Origin of the sequence: Streptococcus mitis (assembly GCF_023109515.1) — a bacterium.
Lineage (GTDB): Bacteria > Bacillota > Bacilli > Lactobacillales > Streptococcaceae > Streptococcus > Streptococcus mitis_CS.
Genome location: NZ_JALDUM010000001.1, coordinates 94,797 through 114,307 on the forward strand (window position 1 = coordinate 94,797; position 19,511 = coordinate 114,307).

General features: G+C 40.4%; 21 protein-coding genes and 1 other annotated feature (1 of these 22 only partly in view). Of the genes, 20 read left to right on the forward strand and 1 reads right to left on the reverse strand.

Going from position 1 to position 19,511, the window contains the following annotated elements; genetic code table 11:
* Positions 1 to 191: 191 nt before the first annotated feature.
* The 8 genes from M1G05_RS00560 (at position 192) to M1G05_RS00595 (ending at position 6,135) form a co-directional block, all read left to right on the forward strand.
* Entirely contained in the window at positions 192 to 1,058 is an 867-nt protein-coding gene (locus M1G05_RS00560) for a carbohydrate ABC transporter permease (protein WP_161800720.1), read from the forward strand.
* 15 nt (positions 1,059 to 1,073) lie between these two features.
* Positions 1,074 to 1,913 carry a carbohydrate ABC transporter permease gene (locus M1G05_RS00565; protein ID WP_001192118.1) on the forward strand — a complete coding sequence of 280 codons (840 nt, stop codon included), beginning with the start codon at positions 1,074 to 1,076 and terminating at the stop codon, positions 1,911 to 1,913.
* A gap of 389 nt (positions 1,914 to 2,302) precedes the next feature.
* The gene (locus tag M1G05_RS00570; protein ID WP_049479672.1) at positions 2,303 to 2,755 is read left to right on the forward strand and encodes a NanQ anomerase/TabA/YiaL family protein; all 453 of its coding nucleotides are present in this window, start codon (positions 2,303 to 2,305) and stop codon (positions 2,753 to 2,755) included.
* A 20-nt stretch (positions 2,756 to 2,775) separates the two neighbouring features.
* Complete coding sequence (locus tag M1G05_RS00575; protein ID WP_044020393.1) at positions 2,776 to 3,420, forward strand: YesL family protein; 645 nt, start codon at positions 2,776 to 2,778, stop codon at positions 3,418 to 3,420.
* 171 nt (positions 3,421 to 3,591) lie between these two features.
* Positions 3,592 to 4,509, forward strand: a complete 918-nt coding sequence (locus M1G05_RS00580; RefSeq protein WP_033630084.1) for a dihydrodipicolinate synthase family protein — start codon at positions 3,592 to 3,594, stop codon at positions 4,507 to 4,509.
* Positions 4,510 to 4,526: 17 nt separating this feature from the next.
* Positions 4,527 to 5,411, forward strand: a complete 885-nt coding sequence (locus M1G05_RS00585; RefSeq protein WP_247952698.1) for an ROK family protein — start codon at positions 4,527 to 4,529, stop codon at positions 5,409 to 5,411.
* A gap of 96 nt (positions 5,412 to 5,507) precedes the next feature.
* Complete coding sequence (relB, locus tag M1G05_RS00590) at positions 5,508 to 5,795, forward strand: type II toxin-antitoxin system RelB/ParD family antitoxin (protein ID WP_247952699.1); 288 nt, start codon at positions 5,508 to 5,510, stop codon at positions 5,793 to 5,795.
* Positions 5,785 to 6,135, forward strand: coding sequence for a type II toxin-antitoxin system RelE/ParE family toxin (locus tag M1G05_RS00595; RefSeq protein ID WP_049546535.1), 351 nt, complete (start codon positions 5,785 to 5,787; stop codon positions 6,133 to 6,135). The genes relB and M1G05_RS00595 overlap by 11 nt, the downstream gene beginning before the upstream one ends.
* 61 nt (positions 6,136 to 6,196) lie before the next feature.
* Here M1G05_RS00595 and M1G05_RS00600 read toward each other — a convergent pair whose 3' ends face one another.
* On the reverse strand, positions 6,197 to 7,048 hold the full coding sequence (locus M1G05_RS00600; RefSeq protein WP_049546534.1) for a MurR/RpiR family transcriptional regulator: 852 nt from the start codon (positions 7,046 to 7,048) through the stop codon (positions 6,197 to 6,199).
* A gap of 190 nt (positions 7,049 to 7,238) precedes the next feature.
* Between M1G05_RS00600 and pbp2b the strand changes: the two genes are divergently transcribed.
* The 12 genes from pbp2b to M1G05_RS00660 all read left to right on the forward strand — a co-directional run bounded on the left by pbp2b (position 7,239) and on the right by M1G05_RS00660 (position 19,395).
* Positions 7,239 to 9,296, forward strand: coding sequence for a penicillin-binding protein PBP2B (gene pbp2b / locus M1G05_RS00605; protein ID WP_083306577.1), 2,058 nt, complete (start codon positions 7,239 to 7,241; stop codon positions 9,294 to 9,296).
* Positions 9,297 to 9,306: 10 nt separating this feature from the next.
* Positions 9,307 to 9,903 (forward strand): recombination mediator RecR, encoded by a 597-nt coding sequence (recR, locus tag M1G05_RS00610; protein ID WP_000966754.1) that lies wholly within the window; start codon positions 9,307 to 9,309, stop codon positions 9,901 to 9,903.
* A 174-nt stretch (positions 9,904 to 10,077) separates the two neighbouring features.
* Positions 10,078 to 11,121 (forward strand): D-alanine--D-alanine ligase, encoded by a 1,044-nt coding sequence (locus M1G05_RS00615; protein ID WP_101786061.1) that lies wholly within the window; start codon positions 10,078 to 10,080, stop codon positions 11,119 to 11,121.
* 85 nt (positions 11,122 to 11,206) lie between these two features.
* Positions 11,207 to 12,580, forward strand: coding sequence for a UDP-N-acetylmuramoyl-tripeptide--D-alanyl-D-alanine ligase (locus M1G05_RS00620; RefSeq protein WP_247952700.1), 1,374 nt, complete (start codon positions 11,207 to 11,209; stop codon positions 12,578 to 12,580).
* Between the two features lie 94 nt (positions 12,581 to 12,674).
* Positions 12,675 to 13,379: a YwaF family protein gene (locus tag M1G05_RS00625; RefSeq protein WP_024057150.1), complete on the forward strand. Its 705-nt coding sequence runs from the start codon at positions 12,675 to 12,677 to the stop codon at positions 13,377 to 13,379.
* A 214-nt stretch (positions 13,380 to 13,593) separates the two neighbouring features.
* Entirely contained in the window at positions 13,594 to 14,973 is a 1,380-nt protein-coding gene (gene ftsA, locus M1G05_RS00630; protein ID WP_033688313.1) for a cell division protein FtsA, read from the forward strand.
* Between the two features lie 17 nt (positions 14,974 to 14,990).
* Positions 14,991 to 16,247, forward strand: coding sequence for a cell division protein FtsZ (gene ftsZ, locus M1G05_RS00635; protein ID WP_247952701.1), 1,257 nt, complete (start codon positions 14,991 to 14,993; stop codon positions 16,245 to 16,247).
* Between the two features lie 4 nt (positions 16,248 to 16,251).
* Complete coding sequence (locus M1G05_RS00640) at positions 16,252 to 16,923, forward strand: YggS family pyridoxal phosphate-dependent enzyme (protein WP_247952702.1); 672 nt, start codon at positions 16,252 to 16,254, stop codon at positions 16,921 to 16,923.
* A gap of 9 nt (positions 16,924 to 16,932) precedes the next feature.
* On the forward strand, positions 16,933 to 17,466 hold the full coding sequence (locus M1G05_RS00645) for a cell division protein SepF (protein ID WP_000053356.1): 534 nt from the start codon (positions 16,933 to 16,935) through the stop codon (positions 17,464 to 17,466).
* On the forward strand, positions 17,466 to 17,729 hold the full coding sequence (locus M1G05_RS00650) for a YggT family protein (protein WP_000576496.1): 264 nt from the start codon (positions 17,466 to 17,468) through the stop codon (positions 17,727 to 17,729). Before M1G05_RS00645 ends, M1G05_RS00650 begins: the two co-directional genes overlap by 1 nt.
* A complete protein-coding gene (locus M1G05_RS00655) occupies positions 17,726 to 18,511 on the forward strand; it encodes a YlmH family RNA-binding protein (protein ID WP_061864415.1) in 786 nt (261 codons plus the stop codon). Before M1G05_RS00650 ends, M1G05_RS00655 begins: the two co-directional genes overlap by 4 nt.
* 8 nt (positions 18,512 to 18,519) lie before the next feature.
* A complete protein-coding gene (locus tag M1G05_RS00660) occupies positions 18,520 to 19,395 on the forward strand; it encodes a DivIVA domain-containing protein (RefSeq protein ID WP_153210411.1) in 876 nt (291 codons plus the stop codon).
* Positions 19,396 to 19,511 (forward strand) — a binding site (T-box leader); it runs 91 nt beyond the window's last position.

Here is a 19,511-nt window from a genome sequence, read left to right on the forward strand (position 1 = left end):
TCCCTGTGCACTATGGTGTAAGAAAAGGGGGACTTTTGTTTGAAATGGTAGGAACTGTCACGAAATTAAAATGAAGTTCTTACATAAGCGAATCTTAAAAAATTTCATTTTGGTTTTAAAACAGTTCAAGAAAATCAAAAACTATTCTATTTGAAAGAGAGGTGCCGACTGTGAAAGTCAATAAAATTCGTATGCGGGAAACAGTGATTTCCTACGCTTTCCTAGCACCAGTGTTATTCTTCTTTGTCATCTTTGTCTTGGCTCCTATGATTATGGGATTCATTACAAGTTTCTTTAACTACTCCATGACTAAATTTGAGTTTGTAGGCTTTGACAACTACATTCGCATGTTTAAAGACCCTGTCTTTATGAAGTCTTTGATCAATACCGTTATCCTGGTTATTGGATCTGTTCCGATTGTGGTTCTCTTCTCGCTCTTTGTAGCATCTCAAACCTATCATCAAAATGCTATTGCTCGTTCTTTCTATCGTTTCGTCTTCTTCCTACCGGTTGTAACAGGTAGTGTTGCCGTAACGGTTGTATGGAAATGGATCTATGACCCTCTATCAGGGATTTTGAACTTTGTCCTTAAGTCAAGCCATGTCATCAGCCAAAACATTTCTTGGCTGGGTGACAAAAACTGGGCTTTGCTAGCGATTATGATCATCCTTTTGACAACATCTGTTGGTCAACCGATTATCCTTTATATCGCTGCTATGGGAAATATTGACAACTCACTAGTTGAAGCAGCGCGTGTTGACGGTGCGACTGAATTCCAAGTCTTCTGGAAGATTAAATGGCCTAGCCTTCTTCCAACAACTCTTTACATCGCGATTATTACGACTATCAACTCATTCCAATGTTTCGCCTTGATTCAGCTCTTGACTTCTGGTGGTCCAAACTACTCAACAAGTACCTTGATGTACTACCTTTACGAAAAAGCCTTCCAATTGACAGAATACGGCTATGCAAATACCATCGGTGTCTTCTTGGCAGTGATGATTGCCATTGTCAGCTTTGCTCAATTCAAGATCCTCGGAAACGACGTAGAATACTAAAGAAAGGAGACAGCTATGCAATCTACACAAAAGAAACCCTTAACAGCTTTCACTGTTATTTCAACGATTATCTTGCTCTTGTTGACCGTGCTGTTCATCTTTCCATTCTACTGGATTTTGACAGGGGCCTTCAAATCACAACCGGATACCATTATGATTCCGCCACAGTGGTTCCCTAAAGCTCCAACAATGGAAAACTTCCAACAACTCATGGTGCAAAACCCTGCCATGCAGTGGATGTGGAACTCTGTATTTATTTCATTAGTAACTATGTTCTTGGTTTGTGCAACCTCTTCTCTAGCAGGTTATGTATTGGCTAAAAAACGTTTCTATGGTCAGCGCATTCTTTTTGCAGTCTTTATCGCTGCCATGGCTCTTCCAAAACAAGTTGTCCTTGTACCATTGGTACGTATCGTCAACTTCATGGGAATTCACGATACTCTTTGGGCAGTTATCCTGCCTTTGATTGGATGGCCATTCGGGGTCTTCCTCATGAAACAGTTCAGTGAAAATATTCCAACAGAGTTGCTTGAATCAGCTAAAATCGACGGTTGTGGTGAAATTCGTACCTTCTGGAGCGTAGCCTTCCCTATCGTGAAACCAGGATTTGCAGCCCTTGCAATCTTTACCTTCATCAATACTTGGAACGACTACTTCATGCAGTTGGTTATGTTGACTTCACGTCAAAACTTGACCATCTCACTCGGGGTTGCGACCATGCAGGCCGAAATGGCAACCAACTATGGGTTGATCATGGCAGGTGCAGCTCTTGCAGCCGTGCCAATCGTAACCGTCTTCCTTGTCTTCCAAAAATCCTTCACTCAAGGTATAACTATGGGAGCGGTCAAAGGTTAAGAAAAGTAAATTAGTGTATCAAGATTGCAGAAGTGGTCTTGACATGCCATGGAAATATAGAGTTATAAGTGTCTACAAAATGGAGAGTATGCAGTTACTTCGTGAAGTTTTGTCAGACACTTATAAACTTAAGAATGAACTCTTTTCATGATACTAGTTAGAGTAGGTTCGTTTTATGGTGGCTATTTCCCGCTTTAGTAGTATCTAAGATAAGAATCTTACGCTTATCTTAGAAGGAATTTTTGAGACTGACGATGAAAGAGCAAAAGGCTCAAAAATTAGGAATGAAATACCGAAGGAATTTGCTTCCGTCCGCACTATTACAGGGAAATAGAGAAAAGATAATTCGAAACTGAAAAATAGTAATTATCAGAAACGAAGGAAACAGTATGATTTTTGACGATTTGAAAAACATCGCCTTTTACAAAGGAATCCATCCCAATCTAGACAAGGCTATCGACTATCTCTATCAGCACCGTAAGGATTCTTTCGAACTAGGTAAGTATGAGATTGACGGGGACAAGGTCTTTCTAGTTGTTCAGGAAAATGTCCTCAACCAAGCTGAAAATGATCAATTTGAGCACCATAAGAACTATGCAGACTTGCATTTGCTGGTAGAAGGACATGAATACTCGAGCTACGGTTCACGTATCAAAAATGAGGCAGTAGCATTTGACGAAGCGAGCGACATTGGCTTTGTCCATTGTCATGAAAAATACCCACTCTTGTTGGGCTATCACAATTTTGCGATTTTCTTCCCAGGAGAACCTCATCAGCCAAATGGCTATGCAGGGATGGAAGAAAAGGTTCGCAAGTATCTCTTTAAAATTTTGATTGATTAAAAGAATCAGGAGGAGCAAACATGGCACAAAAAGGAGTAAGCCTTATCAAGGCAGCATTTGATACAGATAATTTTCTCATGCGTTTCAGTGAGAAGGTCTTGGATATCGTGACAGTCAATCTTCTTTTTGTCGTCTCTTGTTTGCCTATTGTGACGATTGGAGTGGCGAAAATCAGCCTTTACGAGACCATGTTTGAGATTAAGAGAAGCAGACGAGTTCCAGTTTTCAGAACCTATCTAAGAGCCTTCAAGCAAAATCTGAAACTGGGGCTTCAGTTGGGTCTGTTAGAGTTGGGCATTGTGTCATTAAGCCTTCTAGACCTCTATCTCTTCTGGGGACAGACTGCTTTGCCTTTCCAGATTGTGAAAGCCATTTGTTTGGGGATTCTCATCTTCCTCACTCTGGTGATGTTGGCTAGTTATCCCATCGCTGCGCGCTATGATTTATCTTGGAAAGAAGTGCTGCAAAAAGGGCTTATCTTGGCAAGTTTTAACTTTCCTTGGTTCTTCCTCATGTTAGCCATTCTCTTTCTCATAGTGATGGTTCTTTATCTATCCGCCTTCACTCTCCTTTTGGGTGGGTCAGCTTTTATCCTCTTTGGTTTTGGTTTGCTGGTCTTTCTCCAAGCAGGATTGATGGAGAAAATTTTCGCCAAATACCAGTAGGATGAGGTATTTCTGAAACTACTTTCAATCGTTACAGTTTCTAAAATACAAGTAGAAACTAAAATCTAAGTGTATACAAGATATTGAAAGCGATTTTCACAAGGTGTATACTAAACTTGTAAAAAATAGAACTGCTCTCAGCAGAAAAAAAGAAATCTTAGGAGAAAATCTATGTCAGATTTGAAAAAATACGAAGGTGTCATTCCAGCCTTCTACGCATGTTATGATGATCAAGGAGAAGTCAGTCCAGAGCGTACGCGTGCTTTGGTTCAATACTTCATTGATAAGGGAGTTCAAGGTCTCTATGTCAACGGTTCTTCTGGTGAATGTATCTACCAAAGTGTGGCAGACCGCAAATTGATTTTGGAAGAAGTCATGGCAGTTGCCAAAGGGAAATTGACCATTATCGCTCACGTAGCTTGCAACAATACCAAAGATAGTATGGAGCTTGCTCGCCACGCGGAAAGCTTGGGTGTAGATGCCATTGCAACGATTCCACCGATTTACTTCCGCTTGCCAGAATACTCAGTTGCCAAATACTGGAATGATATCAGTGCTGCAGCTCCAAACACAGACTACGTGATTTACAATATTCCTCAATTGGCAGGTGTTGCTTTGACTCCAAGTCTCTACACTGAAATGTTGAAGAATCCTCGTGTTATCGGTGTTAAGAACTCTTCTATGCCAGTTCAAGATATCCAAACCTTTGTCAGCCTTGGTGGAGAAGACCACATCGTCTTTAATGGTCCAGATGAACAATTCCTAGGTGGTCGCCTCATGGGTGCCAAAGCTGGTATTGGTGGTACTTATGGTGCTATGCCAGAACTCTTCTTGAAACTTAATGAGTTGATTGCAGAGAAAGATTTGGAAACAGCGCGTGAATTGCAATACGCTATCAACGCAATCATTGGCAAGCTCACTTCTGCTCATGGAAATATGTACGGTGTGATCAAAGAAGTCTTGAAAATCAATGAAGGCTTGAACATTGGTTCTGTCCGTTCACCATTGACGCCAGTGACTGAAGAAGATCGACCAGTTGTAGAAGCAGCAGCGCAATTGATTCGTGAAACCAAGGAGCGCTTCCTCTAATCCATAAGGAGGTATTTATGACACACTACGTTGCAATTGATATCGGTGGAACCAACATCAAATATGGTTTGATTGACCAAGAAGGCCAACTTGTTGAATCGCATGAAATGCCAACCGAGGCGCATAAGGGTGGACCTCATATCTTACAAAAGACAAAAGATATCGTAGCCAGCTATATAGAAAAAGGCCCAGTAGCAGGTGTTGCCATTTCTTCTGCAGGAATGGTGGATCCTGATAAGGGTGAGATTTTCTATGCTGGTCCTCAGATTCCCAACTATGCAGGAACCCAGTTCAAGAAGGAAATCGAGACGAGTTTTGCTATTCTTTGTGAGATTGAAAATGATGTCAACTGTGCAGGTCTTGCTGAGGCAGTATCTGGTTCAGGTAAGGGAGCGAGTGTCACACTTTGCTTGACCATTGGAACAGGTATCGGTGGTTGCTTGATTATGGATGGGAAAGTCTTCCATGGATTTAGCAATTCGGCCTGCGAAGTCGGTTACATGCACATGCAGGATGGAGCTTTTCAGGATCTTGCTTCTACGACAGCCTTGGTTGAGTATGTAGCAACAGCTCATGGAGATTCAGTTGATCAGTGGAATGGGCGACGCATTTTCAAGGAAGCTACCGAAGGAAACAAGATCTGTATGGCTGGCATTGACCGCATGGTAGACTATTTAGGAAAAGGTCTGGCAAATATTTGCTACGTTGCCAATCCAGAAGTGGTCATTCTCGGTGGCGGTATCATGGGGCAAGAAGCTATCCTCAAACCGAAGATTCGCGCAGCCTTGAAGGCCGCCTTGGTACCAAGCCTAGCTGAAAAAACACGATTAGAATTTGCCCATCACCAAAATACGGCAGGTATGTTGGGAGCTTATTATCATTTCAAGACAAAACAATCCTAGTTTGGCTGATCCAAACTAGGATTTTCTAATCAAGTTCCCTTGACTTTCTTTATAATTGTGAGATAATAAATAAAATATATAAAGGAGTTATATAAAATGGCTATAGCGAATTCAAATAAAATTGTGACCTTCCAAGCTAATAGAGAATTAGTAAATGATGCCATGGAAGTGTTAAAAGAAAAAAATCTCTCTCTTTCATCGGCACTTAGATTATTTTTAAAGAATGTTGCCGTAACAAATGAAGTAGATTTACTGAGTGAAGAGGAATTAGAGAAGGAGTATTTATTTAGACAATTACAAGCAGAAGTTCAAGAAAGTTATGCCAAGATTGAGGCTGGAAATTACTTGACAGATGAGGATGTCGTGACACGCTATGGATTATAAAAAATATCGGATTTTGTATTCTCCTAAAGTGATTGATAGTCTGGATAAAATATATCAGTATATAGCAGAGGAAATCGGTTCTGTAGAGGCTGCGAGACGAAAAGTGGTGAGTATCAGAAAAGATATTAATCGTCTAGAAATTTTCCCCCAAGCTGGATTTGATGCCGATGAAAAATTTGGTAAGAAATTAGATCCTCACTACCAAACGCGAGGATTGGCCTTGAGTAAGGATTACATCGTATTATATACAATTGTTGAGGATACCGTCAGACTTGCTTATTTACTCCCTTCAAAAAGTGATTACATGAAATTATTCAAGACTAAGTCAAGATATGACTAATTCATAATCTTGAAGAGGTATGTTTAGTGATGAATAAAAATCCTAGTTTGGCTAGACCAAACTAGGATTTTCTTATACGTTTTTGTCTACGATAGCCATTGAGTTTTTTATTTTCCCAGTAGCTATTAAAGATTTTCTCCTTGCTTTCACGATTGATTTCCAAAAAGTAGGCATAAATCAAATCGATAAAGAAGAGCATAGGAAGTTGAGCGGATATACGTTGGATGTAAGAAGGCTGGCTGTGGGTGGCTACAAGAACAGTCTCTGTATAGGCCTGACTATCTTTATTGGGAACACTTGTAAAAAGTACAGTCTTTGCCCCCATCTCCTTAGCGTCTAATAGACTGTCTAAAATAGAAGGAGTTGTGCCAGAAAGTGAGAAACCAAGTACGAGACAATTTTCGTCCATAATACTGGTTGTCCAAGCAAAGCCGTCTTGATCAGTCAAGGCCTCGCAGACCACACCTAGACGCATGAAGCGTAATTTCATTTCACGGGCGACAAGGCCAGAACTCCCTGTTCCGAAGAAGTAGACGCGTTCAGCATCTTCGATTAACTGGGCAATTCGTTCTATTTGGACTTCGTCAATCAAGTCCTGTGTTTGTTCCCGCATACTGCTATAACTTCTAAGGACTCGTTTTGTCAGTGGACTGTGTTTGTGAGAATGGGTGTCTTGTTTCTCTGCTTGGTGTTGGTATTGGAAAATAAATTCTCGGTAGCCAGTAAAGCCACACTTTTTAGCAAAGCGGGTCAGAGCAGCCTGAGAAATATGTAATTTTTGAGTGACCTTCTGAGAAGATAAATCATCTGCAATGGTTTCAGATTGTAAAAAATAGCGAGCGATTTCTTGCTCTAAATCTGTCATTTCTTCGAAGTGAGAATCAATGATGGTTGCTATATCTGGTTTGTCCATAGAAAGGCTCCTTTAAATGAGTCGTATTGGAAAAAGACTAGATTATTGAACTTTTACATTCATTATAACATATAATATAGGGATGAATAAATAAAAACGTATCTTACCTTAAAAACGAAAAAAGCTTCTTTCTTTTCCATAATTTTCTGCTCAAATTATGGTACAATGAAGAGTAAGATTTTAAATAGAAATGAGACTGATTTGTATGAGAAAATTTAACAGCCATTCGATTCCGATTCGGCTTAATTTATTGTTTTCGATTGTCATTTTACTCTTTATGGCTATTATTGGTCGCCTGCTTTATATGCAGGTTTTGAACAAGGATTTTTATGAGACAAAATTAGCATCTGCTAGTAAAACAAAGGTTACAACTAGTTCAGCTCGGGGCGAAATTTATGATGCCAGTGGCAAGCCTTTGGTTGAAAATACTGTGAAACAAGTTGTTTCCTTTACCCGAAACAACAAAATGACGGCTGCAGATTTAAAAGAAACAGCTAAGAAGCTGTTAGCCTATGTGGGAGTTTCTTCTCCAACATTGACTGACCGACAGTTGGTAGACTATTATCTAGCAGATCAAGATGTCTATAAGAAAGCAGTGGAAAGTTTACCACGTGAGAAGCGACTTGATTCTGATGGCAATCAATTATCTGAGTCCGAACTTTACAATAATACTGTTGAAAGTATCGATCCAAGTCAATTGGCCTACTCTGATGACGAAAAGAAAGAAATTTATCTTTTTAGCCAACTCAATGCAGTTGGAAATTTTGCGACAGGGACCATTGCGACAGACTCCTTAACAGATACTCAGATTGCCTTGATTGCTTCGGCCTCTAAGAATTTACCTGGTATCAGTATTTCAACTTCGTGGGATCGAAAAGTTCTAGAGACTTCTCTTTCGTCTATAGTAGGAAGTGTATCTAGTGAAAAAGCTGGTCTACCAGCTGAAGAAGCAGATGCTTATATCAAAAAGGGTTATTCTCTAAACGACCGTGTTGGGACTTCTTATCTAGAAAAACAATACGAGGAAACCTTGCAAGGAAAACGCTCGGTGAAAGAAGTCCATCTAGACAAGTATGGCAATATGGAAAGTGTCGAAAATATCGAAGATGGTACCAAAGGGAATAATATTAAACTGACTATTGATTTGGCCTTCCAAGATAGCGTGGACAATCTGCTTAAGAGCTATTTCAATTCCGAACTGGGAAATGGAGGAGCCAAGTATTCTGAAGGTGTGTATGCAGTTGCTTTGAACCCAAAAACAGGTGCGGTTTTGTCTATGTCAGGACTCAAACATGACTTGAAAACGGGAGATTTAACACCTGATTCCTTGGGAACAGTAACCAATGTCTTTGTCCCGGGTTCGGTTGTCAAGGCGGCGACCATCAGCTCTGGTTGGGAGAATGGAGTCTTATCAGGGAATCAGACCTTGACAGACCAACCGATTGTCTTCCAAGGTTCAGCTCCAATTAATTCTTGGTATACTCAAGCCTACGGTTCATTCCCGATTACAGCTGTGGAAGCCTTGGAGTATTCTTCTAATACCTACATGGTCCAAACGGCTTTGGGCATCATGGGTCAAACTTATCAACCTAATATGTTTGTTGGAACCAGCAATTTGGAATCCGCTATGGGGAAATTACGTGCGACATTTGCGGAATATGGTCTTGGAGCTTCAACGGGTATTGATCTTCCGGATGAATCTACAGGATTTACCCCTAAGGAATATGACTTTGCCAATTACATTACCAATGCCTTTGGCCAGTTTGATAACTACACCCCTATGCAATTAGCCCAGTACGTTGGAACTATTGCCAACAACGGTGTTCGGATTGCCCCCCACATTGTCGAGGGGATTTATGGAAACAACGAACAAGGTGGCTTAGGGAACTTAATCCAATCTATTGAAACCAAGGAAATGAATAAAATTAATATTTCTGAGTCTGATGTTTCCATCCTCCAACAAGGCTTTTATCAAGTGTCACATGGTGGTAGTGCTTTGACAACCGGTCGTGCCTTTTCAAATGGCGCAGCGGTATCCATTAGTGGAAAAACAGGTACTGCTGAAAGTTATGTTGAGGGCGGTCAAAAAGCTAACAATACTAATGCCGTGGCCTATGCCCCATCAGATAATCCTCAAATCGCTGTTGCCGTTGTCTTCCCGCATAACACCAATCTTACAAATGGTGTCGGACCTTCCATTGCACGCGATATTATCAACCTCTATAACCAACACCATCCAATGAATTAGAAAGGAACATATGCTTTATCCAACACCTATTGCTAAGCTAATTGACAGCTACTCTAAGTTACCAGGTATCGGGATTAAGACGGCTACACGTCTGGCCTTTTATACTATTGGAATGTCTGATGACGACGTCAATGAGTTTGCCAAAAATCTCCTTTCTGCTAAGAGAGAGCTGACCTATTGTTCCATCTGCGGTCGCTTGACTGATGATGATCCTTGCTCTATCTGTACCGATCCGACTCGTGATCAGACGACGATTTTAGTTCTCGAAGATAGTCGAGATGTGGCGGCTATGGAGAATATCCAAGAATACCATGGACTCTATCATGTTCTGCATGGACTCATTTCTCCCATGAATGGGATCAGTCCGGATGATATCAATCTCAAGAGCCTCATGACTCGTCTTATGGATAGTGAAGTTTCAGAGGTGATCGTGGCAACCAATGCCACAGCAGATGGGGAAGCGACATCTATGTATCTCTCACGTTTGCTCAAGCCGGCTGGCATCAAGGTTACGCGCCTGGCACGAGGCCTCGCTGTGGGAGCAGATATCGAGTATGCGGACGAAGTGACACTCTTACGAGCCATTGAAAATCGAACAGAGTTGTAAGTGTAGATAATTAACAAACTCAAATTCATTTATACAAAAATCATGGAGGCCGATATTAGTTTTATCGGTCTCTTTTTAGATTACTTGAAGACCAGTATCAGGTTCAAGTTTCAAAAAAGAAGCAAATATGATATACTAAAGAATGAGTATTCTATTAGAATTGGAACCAATAATATGAAACAAACGATTATTCTTTTATACGGTGGACGTAGTGCAGAGCGTGAAGTCTCTGTTCTTTCAGCTGAAAGTGTGATGCGTGCGGTCAACTACGACCGTTTCACAGTCAAGACTTTCTTCATCAGCCAGTCAGGTGACTTTATTAAAACGCAAGAATTTAGCCAGACTCCAGGTCAAGAGGACCGTCTCATGACCAATGAAACCATTGATTGGGATAAGAAAGTTGCACCAAGTGCCATCTACGAAGAAGGAGCAGTGGTCTTTCCAGTCCTTCACGGTCCGATGGGAGAAGATGGTTCAGTTCAAGGATTCCTTGAAGTTTTGAAAATGCCTTACGTTGGTTGCAACATCTTGTCATCTAGTCTTGCCATGGATAAAATCACGACCAAACGTGTGTTAGAATCTGTCGGGATTGCCCAAGTTCCTTATGTGGCCATTGTCGAAGGTGATGATGTGACTGCTAAAATTGCCGAAGTTGAAGAAAAATTGACTTATCCAGTTTTCACAAAACCATCTAACATGGGTTCTAGTGTCGGTATTTCTAAGTCTGAAAATCAAGAGGAACTTCGTCAAGCCTTGAAACTTGCCTTCCAATATGACAGCCGTGTCTTGGTAGAGCAAGGGGTAAATGCTCGTGAAATCGAGGTTGGTCTCTTGGGCAACTACGATGTCAAGAGTACGCTACCAGGAGAAGTAGTCAAGGATGTAGCCTTCTATGACTATGATGCCAAGTATATTGACAACAAGATTACCATGGATATCCCAGCTAAAATCAGTGATGATGTGGTAGCTGTCATGCGTCAGAATGCAGAAACTGCCTTCCGTGCTATTGGTGGTTTAGGTCTATCTCGTTGTGATTTCTTCTATACAGATAAGGGAGAGATTTTCCTAAACGAGCTCAATACCATGCCAGGTTTCACCCAGTGGTCTATGTACCCACTACTTTGGGACAATATGGGAATCAGCTACCCAGAACTAATCGAGCGTTTGGTTGACCTTGCCAAGGAAAGTTTTGACAAGCGCGAAGCGCATTTGCTATAAAAAATGAAAGAGAGGGTAGGAGCCAGAACCATCACTGCAAGGTGATCAGAGTTCTCGGACTTCGACCCTTTTTAAAGGAGTAGAAATGAAACTTACAATTCACGAAGTTGCTCAAGTTGTAGGAGCTAAAAATGATATCAGCATCTTTGAGGACACCCAGTTAGAAAAATCTGAGTTTGATAGTCGTTTGATTGCGACAGGGGACTTGTTTGTGCCCCTCAAGGGAGCGCGTGATGGTCACGACTTTATCGAAACAGCTTTTGAAAATGGCGCTACTGCAACCCTGTCTGAGAAAGAGGTCGCAAATCATCCTTACATTCTAGTAGACGATGTGTTGACTGCCTTTCAACAACTAGCTGCCTACTATCTTGAGAAAACGGCTGTTGATGTCTTTGCAGTTACAGGTTCAAATGGCAAGACGACGACCAAGGATATGTTGGCGCATTTACTATCAACAACCTACAAAACCTACAAAACACAAGGAAACTACAATAACGAGATTGGCCTTCCCTACACCGTTCTCCATATGCCTGAAGGAACAGAAAAGTTGGTCTTGGAGATGGGACAGGATCACTTGGGAGATATTCATCTCTTATCAGAATTGGCTCATCCAAAAACAGCCATCGTGACCTTGGTTGGAGAAGCCCATTTGGCCTTTTTCAAAGATCGTTCTGAAATTGCTAAAGGAAAAATGCAAATTGCAGACGGGATGTCTTCGAATTCCTTGCTCTTGGCACCAGCAGATCCGATTGTAGAGGACTACTTGCCAACTGATAAAAAGGTAGTTCGTTTTGGACAAAGAGCAGAGTTGGAAATTACCGACTTGGTTGAGCGTAAGGATAGCTTGACCTTTAAGGCCAATTTCTTGGAGCAAGCCCTTGATTTGCCAGTGACTGGCAAGTACAATGCCACCAATGCCATGATTGCATCCTATGTTGCCCTGCAAGAAGGAGTGTCAGAGGAGCAAATTCGTCAGTCCTTCCAAGGTCTTGAATTGACGCGTAACCGTACTGAGTGGAAGAAAGCAGCCAATGGAGCAGATATCCTATCAGATGTTTACAATGCCAATCCAACCGCTATGAAGCTGATTTTGGAGACATTTTCTGCCATTCCAGCCAATGAAGGTGGCAAAAAAATCGCTGTCTTGGCGGACATGAAGGAACTTGGTGACCAGTCTATTCAGCTTCATAATCAGATGATTTTGAGCCTTTCTCCAGATGTGCTGGATACTGTTATTTTCTATGGAGAAGACATTGCTGAATTAGCCCAATTGGCTAGTCAAATGTTCCCAATTGGCCACGTTTACTACTTCAAGAAAACAGAAGACCAAGACCAATTTGAAGACCTAGTCAAGCAGGTCAAAGAAAGCCTTGGAGTCAATGACCAAATCCTACTCAAAGGCTCTAACTCTATGAATCTAGCCAAGTTGGTAGAAAGTTTAGAAAATGAAGCCAAGTGATTTTGTCAAACATTTACGTATTTCTAAATCCATTTTTGACCAATAGCATGGTATAATAATATGCAGGAAAATTTTGAATCATGAGGAATACTAGATGAATTTATGGGATATTTTCTTTACGACACAAGCAACAGAACCACCCAAATTTGACCTTTTTTGGTATGTTAGCCTATTTACGCTCTTAGCCTTAACATTTTTTACAGCCTATCGCTATCGTGAAAAGAAGGCTTGCCAACGATTTTTTCAAATCTTGCAGGCAGTTCAGTTGATCCTCCTTTATGGTTGGTACTGGGTCAATCATATGCCGTTGTCAGAAAGCCTACCTTTTTACCATTGCCGCATGGCTATGTTTGTGGTGCTTTTGCTTCCTGGTCAGTCTAAATATAGGCAGTATTTTGCATTACTAGGAACATTTGGGACATTAGCAGCCTTTGTTTATCCAGTTCCAGATGCCTATCCTTTCCCACATATTGCGATTTTATCCTTTATCTTTGGCCACTTAGCTCTCTTGGGGAACTCTCTAGTTTATCTATTGAGACAGTATAACGCGCGATTGCTGGATGTGAAGGGAATTTTTCTCATGACCTTTGCACTAAATGCCTTGATTTTTGTGGTCAATTTAGTAACAGGTGGAGATTACGGATTCTTGACAAAACCACCATTGGTTGGAGACCATGGCTTAGTAGCTAATTATTTAATCGTTTCCCTGGCCTTATCAGCAGCGATTACGTTAACAAAGAAAATCTTGGAACTATTTTTAGAACAAGAAGCAGAAAAAATGATTGCAAAGAAAGCTTGATTTTAAGCTTTCTTTTTTTCATAAATCTGATTTTTTATAACTTGTTTGGAAAATAAAAAAAGCTGAGGAACGAATGTGAAAAAATGGTAAGTAAATTTAGGAAAAACTAAGCACGATTGGATTTTTTGTGTTATAATATTCTGTGAATAGCTATGCCCTGTTTTAGCTATATTGAATAGAAGTTTGAAACTTGGAAGAGAGAGGATGCGATGTAATGGCTAGAGATGGTTTTTTTACAGGCTTAGATATCGGAACTAATTCGATTAAAGTATTGGTTGCCGAACTTAGAAATGGTGAACTTAATGTAATTGGTGTAAGTAATGCCAAGAGTAAAGGTGTAAAGGATGGGATTATCGTTGATATTGAAGCAGCAGCAACTGCTATCAAGTCAGCTATTTCCCAAGCAGAAGAGAAAGCTGGCATTTCAATCAAATCAGTGAATGTTGGTTTGCCTGGAAATCTTTTGCAAGTAGAACCAACTCAAGGTATGATTCCAGTTACATCTGATACAAAAGAAATTACAGATCAAGATGTTGAAAATGTTGTTAAATCAGCCTTGACAAAGAGTATGACACCAGATCGTGAAGTCATTACTTTTATTCCAGAAGAATTTATCGTAGATGGTTTCCAAGGTATTCGTGACCCACGTGGTATGATGGGGGTTCGTCTTGAAATGCGTGGTTTGCTTTACACAGGTCCACGTACTATTCTTCACAATTTACGTAAGACAGTTGAGCGCTCAGGTGTTCAGGTTGAAAATATTATTATTTCACCATTGGCTTTGGTTCGTTCTGTCTTGAACGAAGGAGAGCGTGAATTTGGAGCTACTGTGATTGATATGGGAGCAGGTCAAACAACTGTTGCTACAATCCGTAACCAAGAACTCCAGTTTACAAATATTCTTCAAGAAGGTGGAGATTATGTCACAAAAGATATCTCTAAGGTCTTGAAGACTTCACAAAAACTAGCTGAAGGATTGAAATTGAACTATGGTGAAGCCTACCCTTCACTTGCAAGTAATGAAACCTTCCAAGTTGAAGTAATTGGTGAAGTAGAACCTGTAGAAGTTACAGAAAGCTACCTAGCAGAGATTATTTCAGCCCGCATTAAGCACATTTTTGAACAAATCAAACAAGAGTTGGAAAGAAGACATTTGTTGGATCTTCCAGGTGGGATTGTTCTGATTGGTGGAAATGCTATTTTACCAGGTATTGTAGAACTTGCACAGGAAGTGTTTGGCGTTGGCGTCAAACTTTACGTTCCAAATCAAGTTGGAATCCGTAATCCTGCCTTCGCTCATGTGATTAGCTTGTCTGAATTTGCTGGTCAATTGACTGAGGTGCATTTGTTAGCACAACGAGCAGTCAAGGGTGAAGATACTTTGCGTCACCAACCAATTAATTTCGGTGGGATGATTCAACGTGTTACGCAAGTAGCACAACCTACCCCTATTCAACCAGTTCAAAATACTGAGGTAGAGCAATCAGCTTCTACAAACGTAGTTGCTCCGAAAGAAGATAAAGTATCTTCTCAAAACAAACCAAAAATCGCAGATCGTTTCCGTGGCTTAATCGGAAGCATGTTTGATGAATAAAAGAGGAAAAATAAACTATGACATTTTCATTTGATACAGCAGCAGCTCAAGGTGCAGTGATTAAAGTAATCGGTGTTGGTGGAGGTGGTGGTAACGCCATTAACCGCATGGTTGACGAAGGTGTTGCAGGCGTAGAATTTATCGCAGCAAACACAGATGTACAAGCTTTGAGTAGTACAAAAGCTGAGACTGTAATTCAGTTAGGCCCTAAATTGACTCGTGGTTTGGGTGCCGGCGGTCGACCTGAAGTTGGTCAAAAGGCAGCTGAAGAAAGCGAAGAAGCCTTGACTCAAGCTATTACTGGAGCAGATATGGTCTTCATTACTGCAGGTATGGGAGGCGGCTCAGGTACTGGTGCAGCTCCTGTTATTGCCCGCATTGCTAAAGATTTAGGTGCTCTTACAGTTGGTGTTGTGACACGTCCTTTCGGTTTTGAAGGAAGCAAACGTGGACAGTACGCTGTAGAAGGAATCAATCAGCTTCGCGAACATGTAGATACTTTATTGATTATTTCCAACAACAACTTGCTTGAAATTGTTGATAAGAAAACTCCACTTCTTGAAGCTCTTAGCGAAGCAGATAACGTACTTCGCCAAGGTGTTCAAGGGATTACGGACTTGATTACAAACCCTGGTTTGATTAACCTTGACTTTGCCGATGTGAAAACAGTTATGGCAAATAAAGGAAACGCCCTAATGGGTATCGGTATTGGTAGTGGTGAAGAACGTGTGGTAGAAGCAGCTCGTAAGGCAATCTACTCACCACTTCTTGAAACAACTATTGACGGTGCTGAGGATGTCATCGTCAACGTTACTGGTGGTCTTGACTTGACTTTGATTGAAGCAGAAGAAGCTTCAGAAATTGTCAACCAAGCAGCTGGTCAAGGAGTGAACATCTGGCTCGGAACATCAATCGATGAAAACATGAAAGATGAAATTCGTGTTACAGTCGTTGCAACTGGTGTTCGTCAAGATCGTGTTGAAAAAGTTGTTGGACATGCACCAAGACAAGCAGTTCGTCATGAACAAGCAAGTCCTAGTTATGCACACAATCATAATCGTCAGTTTGATATGGCTGAAACTGCTGAAATTCCAAGTCCAGCACCTCGCCGTACAGAAACTTCTCAAACTTCAGCATTTGGTGATTGGGACTTGCGTCGTGAGACAATTGTTCGACCAACTGATTCAGTTGTATCGCCAGTTGAACGTTTCGAAGCACCATCTTTACACGATGAGGATGAATTAGACACTCCTCCATTTTTCAAAAATCGTTAAGTAAATGAATTTGAAAGAAAATACAGAACGTGTTTTTCAACAAATAAAAGATGCAAGTCAGCAGTCAGGAAGAGAAGCCAATTCTGTTTCGGTTGTTGCTGTTACAAAATATGTAGACGTACCGACAGCGGAGGCTTTGCTTCCGCTAGGTGTGCATCATATTGGTGAAAATCGTGTGGATAAATTTCTTGAGAAATATGAAGCTTTAAAAGATAGAAATATTACCTGGCATTTGATTGGAACCTTGCAAAGACGCAAGGTCAAAGATGTCATTCAGTATGTTGATTATTTCCACGCTTTGGATTCATTAAAGCTAGCAGAGGAAATTCAAAAAAGAAGTGACCGAGTTGTTAAGTGTTTCTTACAAGTAAATATCTCAAGGGAAGAGAGCAAACATGGTTTTTCAAAGGAAGAACTATTGGAGCTCTTGCCAGAATTAGCAACCTTAGATAAAATTGAATATGTCGGCTTGATGACCATGGCTCCTTTTGAAGCTAGTAGTGATGAGTTGAAAGAAATTTTTAAAGCTACGCAGGATTTGCAACTAGAAATTAGAGAAAAACAAATTCCCAATATGCCAATGACGAACTTGAGTATGGGTATGAGTCGTGACTACAAGGAAGCGATTGAATTTGGCTCAACATTTGTCAGAATTGGTACAGCATTTTTTAAATAGGAAAGAAATATGTCTTTAAAAGATAGATTTGATAAATTTATAGATTATTTTACAGAAGATGGAGAAGATGTTGGTACTGCATATCAGCCTAAAGCTGAAGAGCCGATTGTGACTCCAGTCCCTTCTGTTCAAGAGTTGCCTCAACAAGCTGGTAGCACGCCATCTAAAGATAAAAACATCACTCGTCTTCATGCCCGTCAACAAGAGTTGGCTATGCAAAGTCAACGTTCTACTGATAAGGTGACAATTGATGTTCGTTATCCACGTAAATACGAAGATGCCACAGATATTGTTGATTTATTAGCTGGTAACGAAAGTATTTTGATTGATTTCCAATATATGACAGAAGTTCAAGCTCGTCGTTGTTTGGACTATCTGGATGGGGCGCGCCACGTTTTAGCTGGTAACATGAAAAAGGTAGCATCTACTATGTACCTGCTGACACCAGTTGATGTTGTCGTCAATATTGAAGACATCAAAATTCCAGATGAATCACAAAATGGTGAATTTGGCTTTGATATGAAACGTACGAGAGTGAGATAATGATCTTTCTCATTCGTTTTGTTCAAAATGCAGTGGATATCTATTCACTGATTTTAATCGTGTTTGCTCTGATGTCTTGGTTTCCCAATGCTTATGAATCACGTCTTGGACGCTTGATTATTAGTTTAGTGAAACCGATAGTAGCTCCCTTGCAACGTTTACCCCTCCAGATTGCAGGTCTTGACTTGTCTGTCTGGATTGCGGTATTACTAGTTCACTTCCTAGGGGAGCAGTTGATTCGACTTTTAGTGATCTTTCTATGAACAAGATGATTTATCAACACTTTTCTAAGAATGATTCGTCTTTTATTGATAAGGGAGTAGAATGGATAAAAAAGGTAGAAGATTCTTATTCTCCTTTTTTAACACCCTTTGTAAATCCCCACCAAGAAAAGATTTTAAAGGTGCTAGCATCAACCAACGGCATCTCCTACATGAGCAGTCGGCAGTTTCTTGAAACTGAATATGTACGGGTACTCCTGTATCCTGATTATTTTGAGCCGGAATTTTCTGATTTTGAACTATCCTTGCAAGAAATTGTCTATCCTAATAAGTTTGAACGCTTAACGCATGCAAAAATATTAGGGACTGTTTTAAATCAGCTGGGAATTGATAGGAAGCTATTTGGTGATATCTTAGTCAATGAAGAGAGGGCACAGATTATCATTAATCGACAGTTTATGCTCCTTTTTCAAGATGGTATTACGAAAATTGCTCGTTTACCGGTTCATCTAGAAGAACGGCATTTTACTGAGAAAATTGCTACAGTAGAAGATTATCAAGAATTAGATATTTGTATTGCTAGTTCTAGATTAGATGTTTTTCTGTCAGGTGTCTTAAAGCTGTCTAGAAATCAGGCAAGTCAGTTAATTGAAAAACAGGCAGTCCAAGTGAATTACCATTTAGTTGAAAAATCAGATTATGTAGTTCAAGTTGGTGATTTGATTAGTGTTAGGAAATTTGGTCGATTGAAACTCGTTAGAGATAATGGGCAAACAAAAAAAGATAAAAAGAAATTAACGGTCCAATTGTTATTAAGTAAGTGAGGAAAAATATGCCAATTACATCGTTAGAAATCAAAGATAAAACCTTTAGCACACGCTTCAGAGGGTTTGATCAAGAAGAAGTAGATGAATTTTTAGATATTGTAGTCCGTGATTATGAAGATTTGGTTCGCTCTAATCATGATAAGGATTTACATATTAAGAGTTTGGAAGAGCGTTTGTCTTACTTTGATGAGATGAAAGATTCATTGAGTCAATCTGTATTGATTGCTCAGGATACAGCTGAGCGAGTAAAACATGCTGCAACTGAACGTGCAAACAATATTATCCACCAAGCAGAGCAAGATGCCCAACGTTTGTTGGAAGAAGCTAAGTACAAGGCAAATGAAATTCTTCGTCAAGCAACTGACAATGCTAAGAAAGTTGCTGTTGAAACAGAAGAATTGAAAAACAAGAGCCGTGTCTTCCACCAACGTCTTAAATCTACAATTGAGAGCCAGTTAGCAATTGTTGAGTCTTCAGATTGGGAAGATATTCTTCGCCCAACAGCGACTTATCTTCAGACAAGTGATGAGGCCTTCAAAGAAGTGGTCAGCGAAGTCTTAGGTGACTCTGTCTTGCAACAACATCCAGAGGAGGAACCAATTGATATTACTCGCCAGTTTTCTCCCGAGGAAATGGCAGAGTTGCAAGCGCGTATCGAAGCGGCTAATAAGGAACTTGCAGAAGCCGAAGCAAGAGCTGAGCAGGAACAAGTGGTTTCACCAGCTCCGGTTTTTGAAGAAAGTCCAGCTCATCCAGTTGGTCCAATGTATGAAGAGCCAGAAGTAGCTCCAAGCCATTATTCAGGACCAACACCAGCTACTGAAGCTGTAAACTCAGAACCAGGTTTTGCGGCACCGCAAGAATCTGTTACAATTTTATAAGAAATATTCTGAGAACAATATCTTATCTTTATATTTTCAGCGAGCAGGAGATGGTGTGAGTCCTGTAATCCCTAATGATAAGATTATCCTCTCAAAAACTCAAGTCTGAAGCTAGT

What these genes read in the sequence shown, in the direction of transcription:
- M1G05_RS00560 (WP_161800720.1), top strand. Translation starts at nt 192, where the DNA reads ATGCGGGAAACAGTGATTTCCTACGCTTTCCTAGCACCAGTGTTATTC.
- M1G05_RS00565 (WP_001192118.1), top strand. Translation starts at nt 1,074, where the DNA reads ATGCAATCTACACAAAAGAAACCCTTAACAGCTTTCACTGTTATTTCA.
- M1G05_RS00570 (WP_049479672.1), top strand. Translation starts at nt 2,303, where the DNA reads ATGATTTTTGACGATTTGAAAAACATCGCCTTTTACAAAGGAATCCAT.
- M1G05_RS00575 (WP_044020393.1), top strand. Translation starts at nt 2,776, where the DNA reads ATGGCACAAAAAGGAGTAAGCCTTATCAAGGCAGCATTTGATACAGAT.
- M1G05_RS00580 (WP_033630084.1), top strand. Translation starts at nt 3,592, where the DNA reads ATGTCAGATTTGAAAAAATACGAAGGTGTCATTCCAGCCTTCTACGCA.
- M1G05_RS00585 (WP_247952698.1), top strand. Translation starts at nt 4,527, where the DNA reads ATGACACACTACGTTGCAATTGATATCGGTGGAACCAACATCAAATAT.
- relB (WP_247952699.1), top strand. Translation starts at nt 5,508, where the DNA reads ATGGCTATAGCGAATTCAAATAAAATTGTGACCTTCCAAGCTAATAGA.
- M1G05_RS00595 (WP_049546535.1), top strand. Translation starts at nt 5,785, where the DNA reads ATGGATTATAAAAAATATCGGATTTTGTATTCTCCTAAAGTGATTGAT.
- M1G05_RS00600 (WP_049546534.1), bottom strand. Translation starts at nt 7,048, where the DNA reads ATGGACAAACCAGATATAGCAACCATCATTGATTCTCACTTCGAAGAA.
- pbp2b (WP_083306577.1), top strand. Translation starts at nt 7,239, where the DNA reads ATGAGACTGATTTGTATGAGAAAATTTAACAGCCATTCGATTCCGATT.
- recR (WP_000966754.1), top strand. Translation starts at nt 9,307, where the DNA reads ATGCTTTATCCAACACCTATTGCTAAGCTAATTGACAGCTACTCTAAG.
- M1G05_RS00615 (WP_101786061.1), top strand. Translation starts at nt 10,078, where the DNA reads ATGAAACAAACGATTATTCTTTTATACGGTGGACGTAGTGCAGAGCGT.
- M1G05_RS00620 (WP_247952700.1), top strand. Translation starts at nt 11,207, where the DNA reads ATGAAACTTACAATTCACGAAGTTGCTCAAGTTGTAGGAGCTAAAAAT.
- M1G05_RS00625 (WP_024057150.1), top strand. Translation starts at nt 12,675, where the DNA reads ATGAATTTATGGGATATTTTCTTTACGACACAAGCAACAGAACCACCC.
- ftsA (WP_033688313.1), top strand. Translation starts at nt 13,594, where the DNA reads ATGGCTAGAGATGGTTTTTTTACAGGCTTAGATATCGGAACTAATTCG.
- ftsZ (WP_247952701.1), top strand. Translation starts at nt 14,991, where the DNA reads ATGACATTTTCATTTGATACAGCAGCAGCTCAAGGTGCAGTGATTAAA.
- M1G05_RS00640 (WP_247952702.1), top strand. Translation starts at nt 16,252, where the DNA reads ATGAATTTGAAAGAAAATACAGAACGTGTTTTTCAACAAATAAAAGAT.
- M1G05_RS00645 (WP_000053356.1), top strand. Translation starts at nt 16,933, where the DNA reads ATGTCTTTAAAAGATAGATTTGATAAATTTATAGATTATTTTACAGAA.
- M1G05_RS00650 (WP_000576496.1), top strand. Translation starts at nt 17,466, where the DNA reads ATGATCTTTCTCATTCGTTTTGTTCAAAATGCAGTGGATATCTATTCA.
- M1G05_RS00655 (WP_061864415.1), top strand. Translation starts at nt 17,726, where the DNA reads ATGAACAAGATGATTTATCAACACTTTTCTAAGAATGATTCGTCTTTT.
- M1G05_RS00660 (WP_153210411.1), top strand. Translation starts at nt 18,520, where the DNA reads ATGCCAATTACATCGTTAGAAATCAAAGATAAAACCTTTAGCACACGC.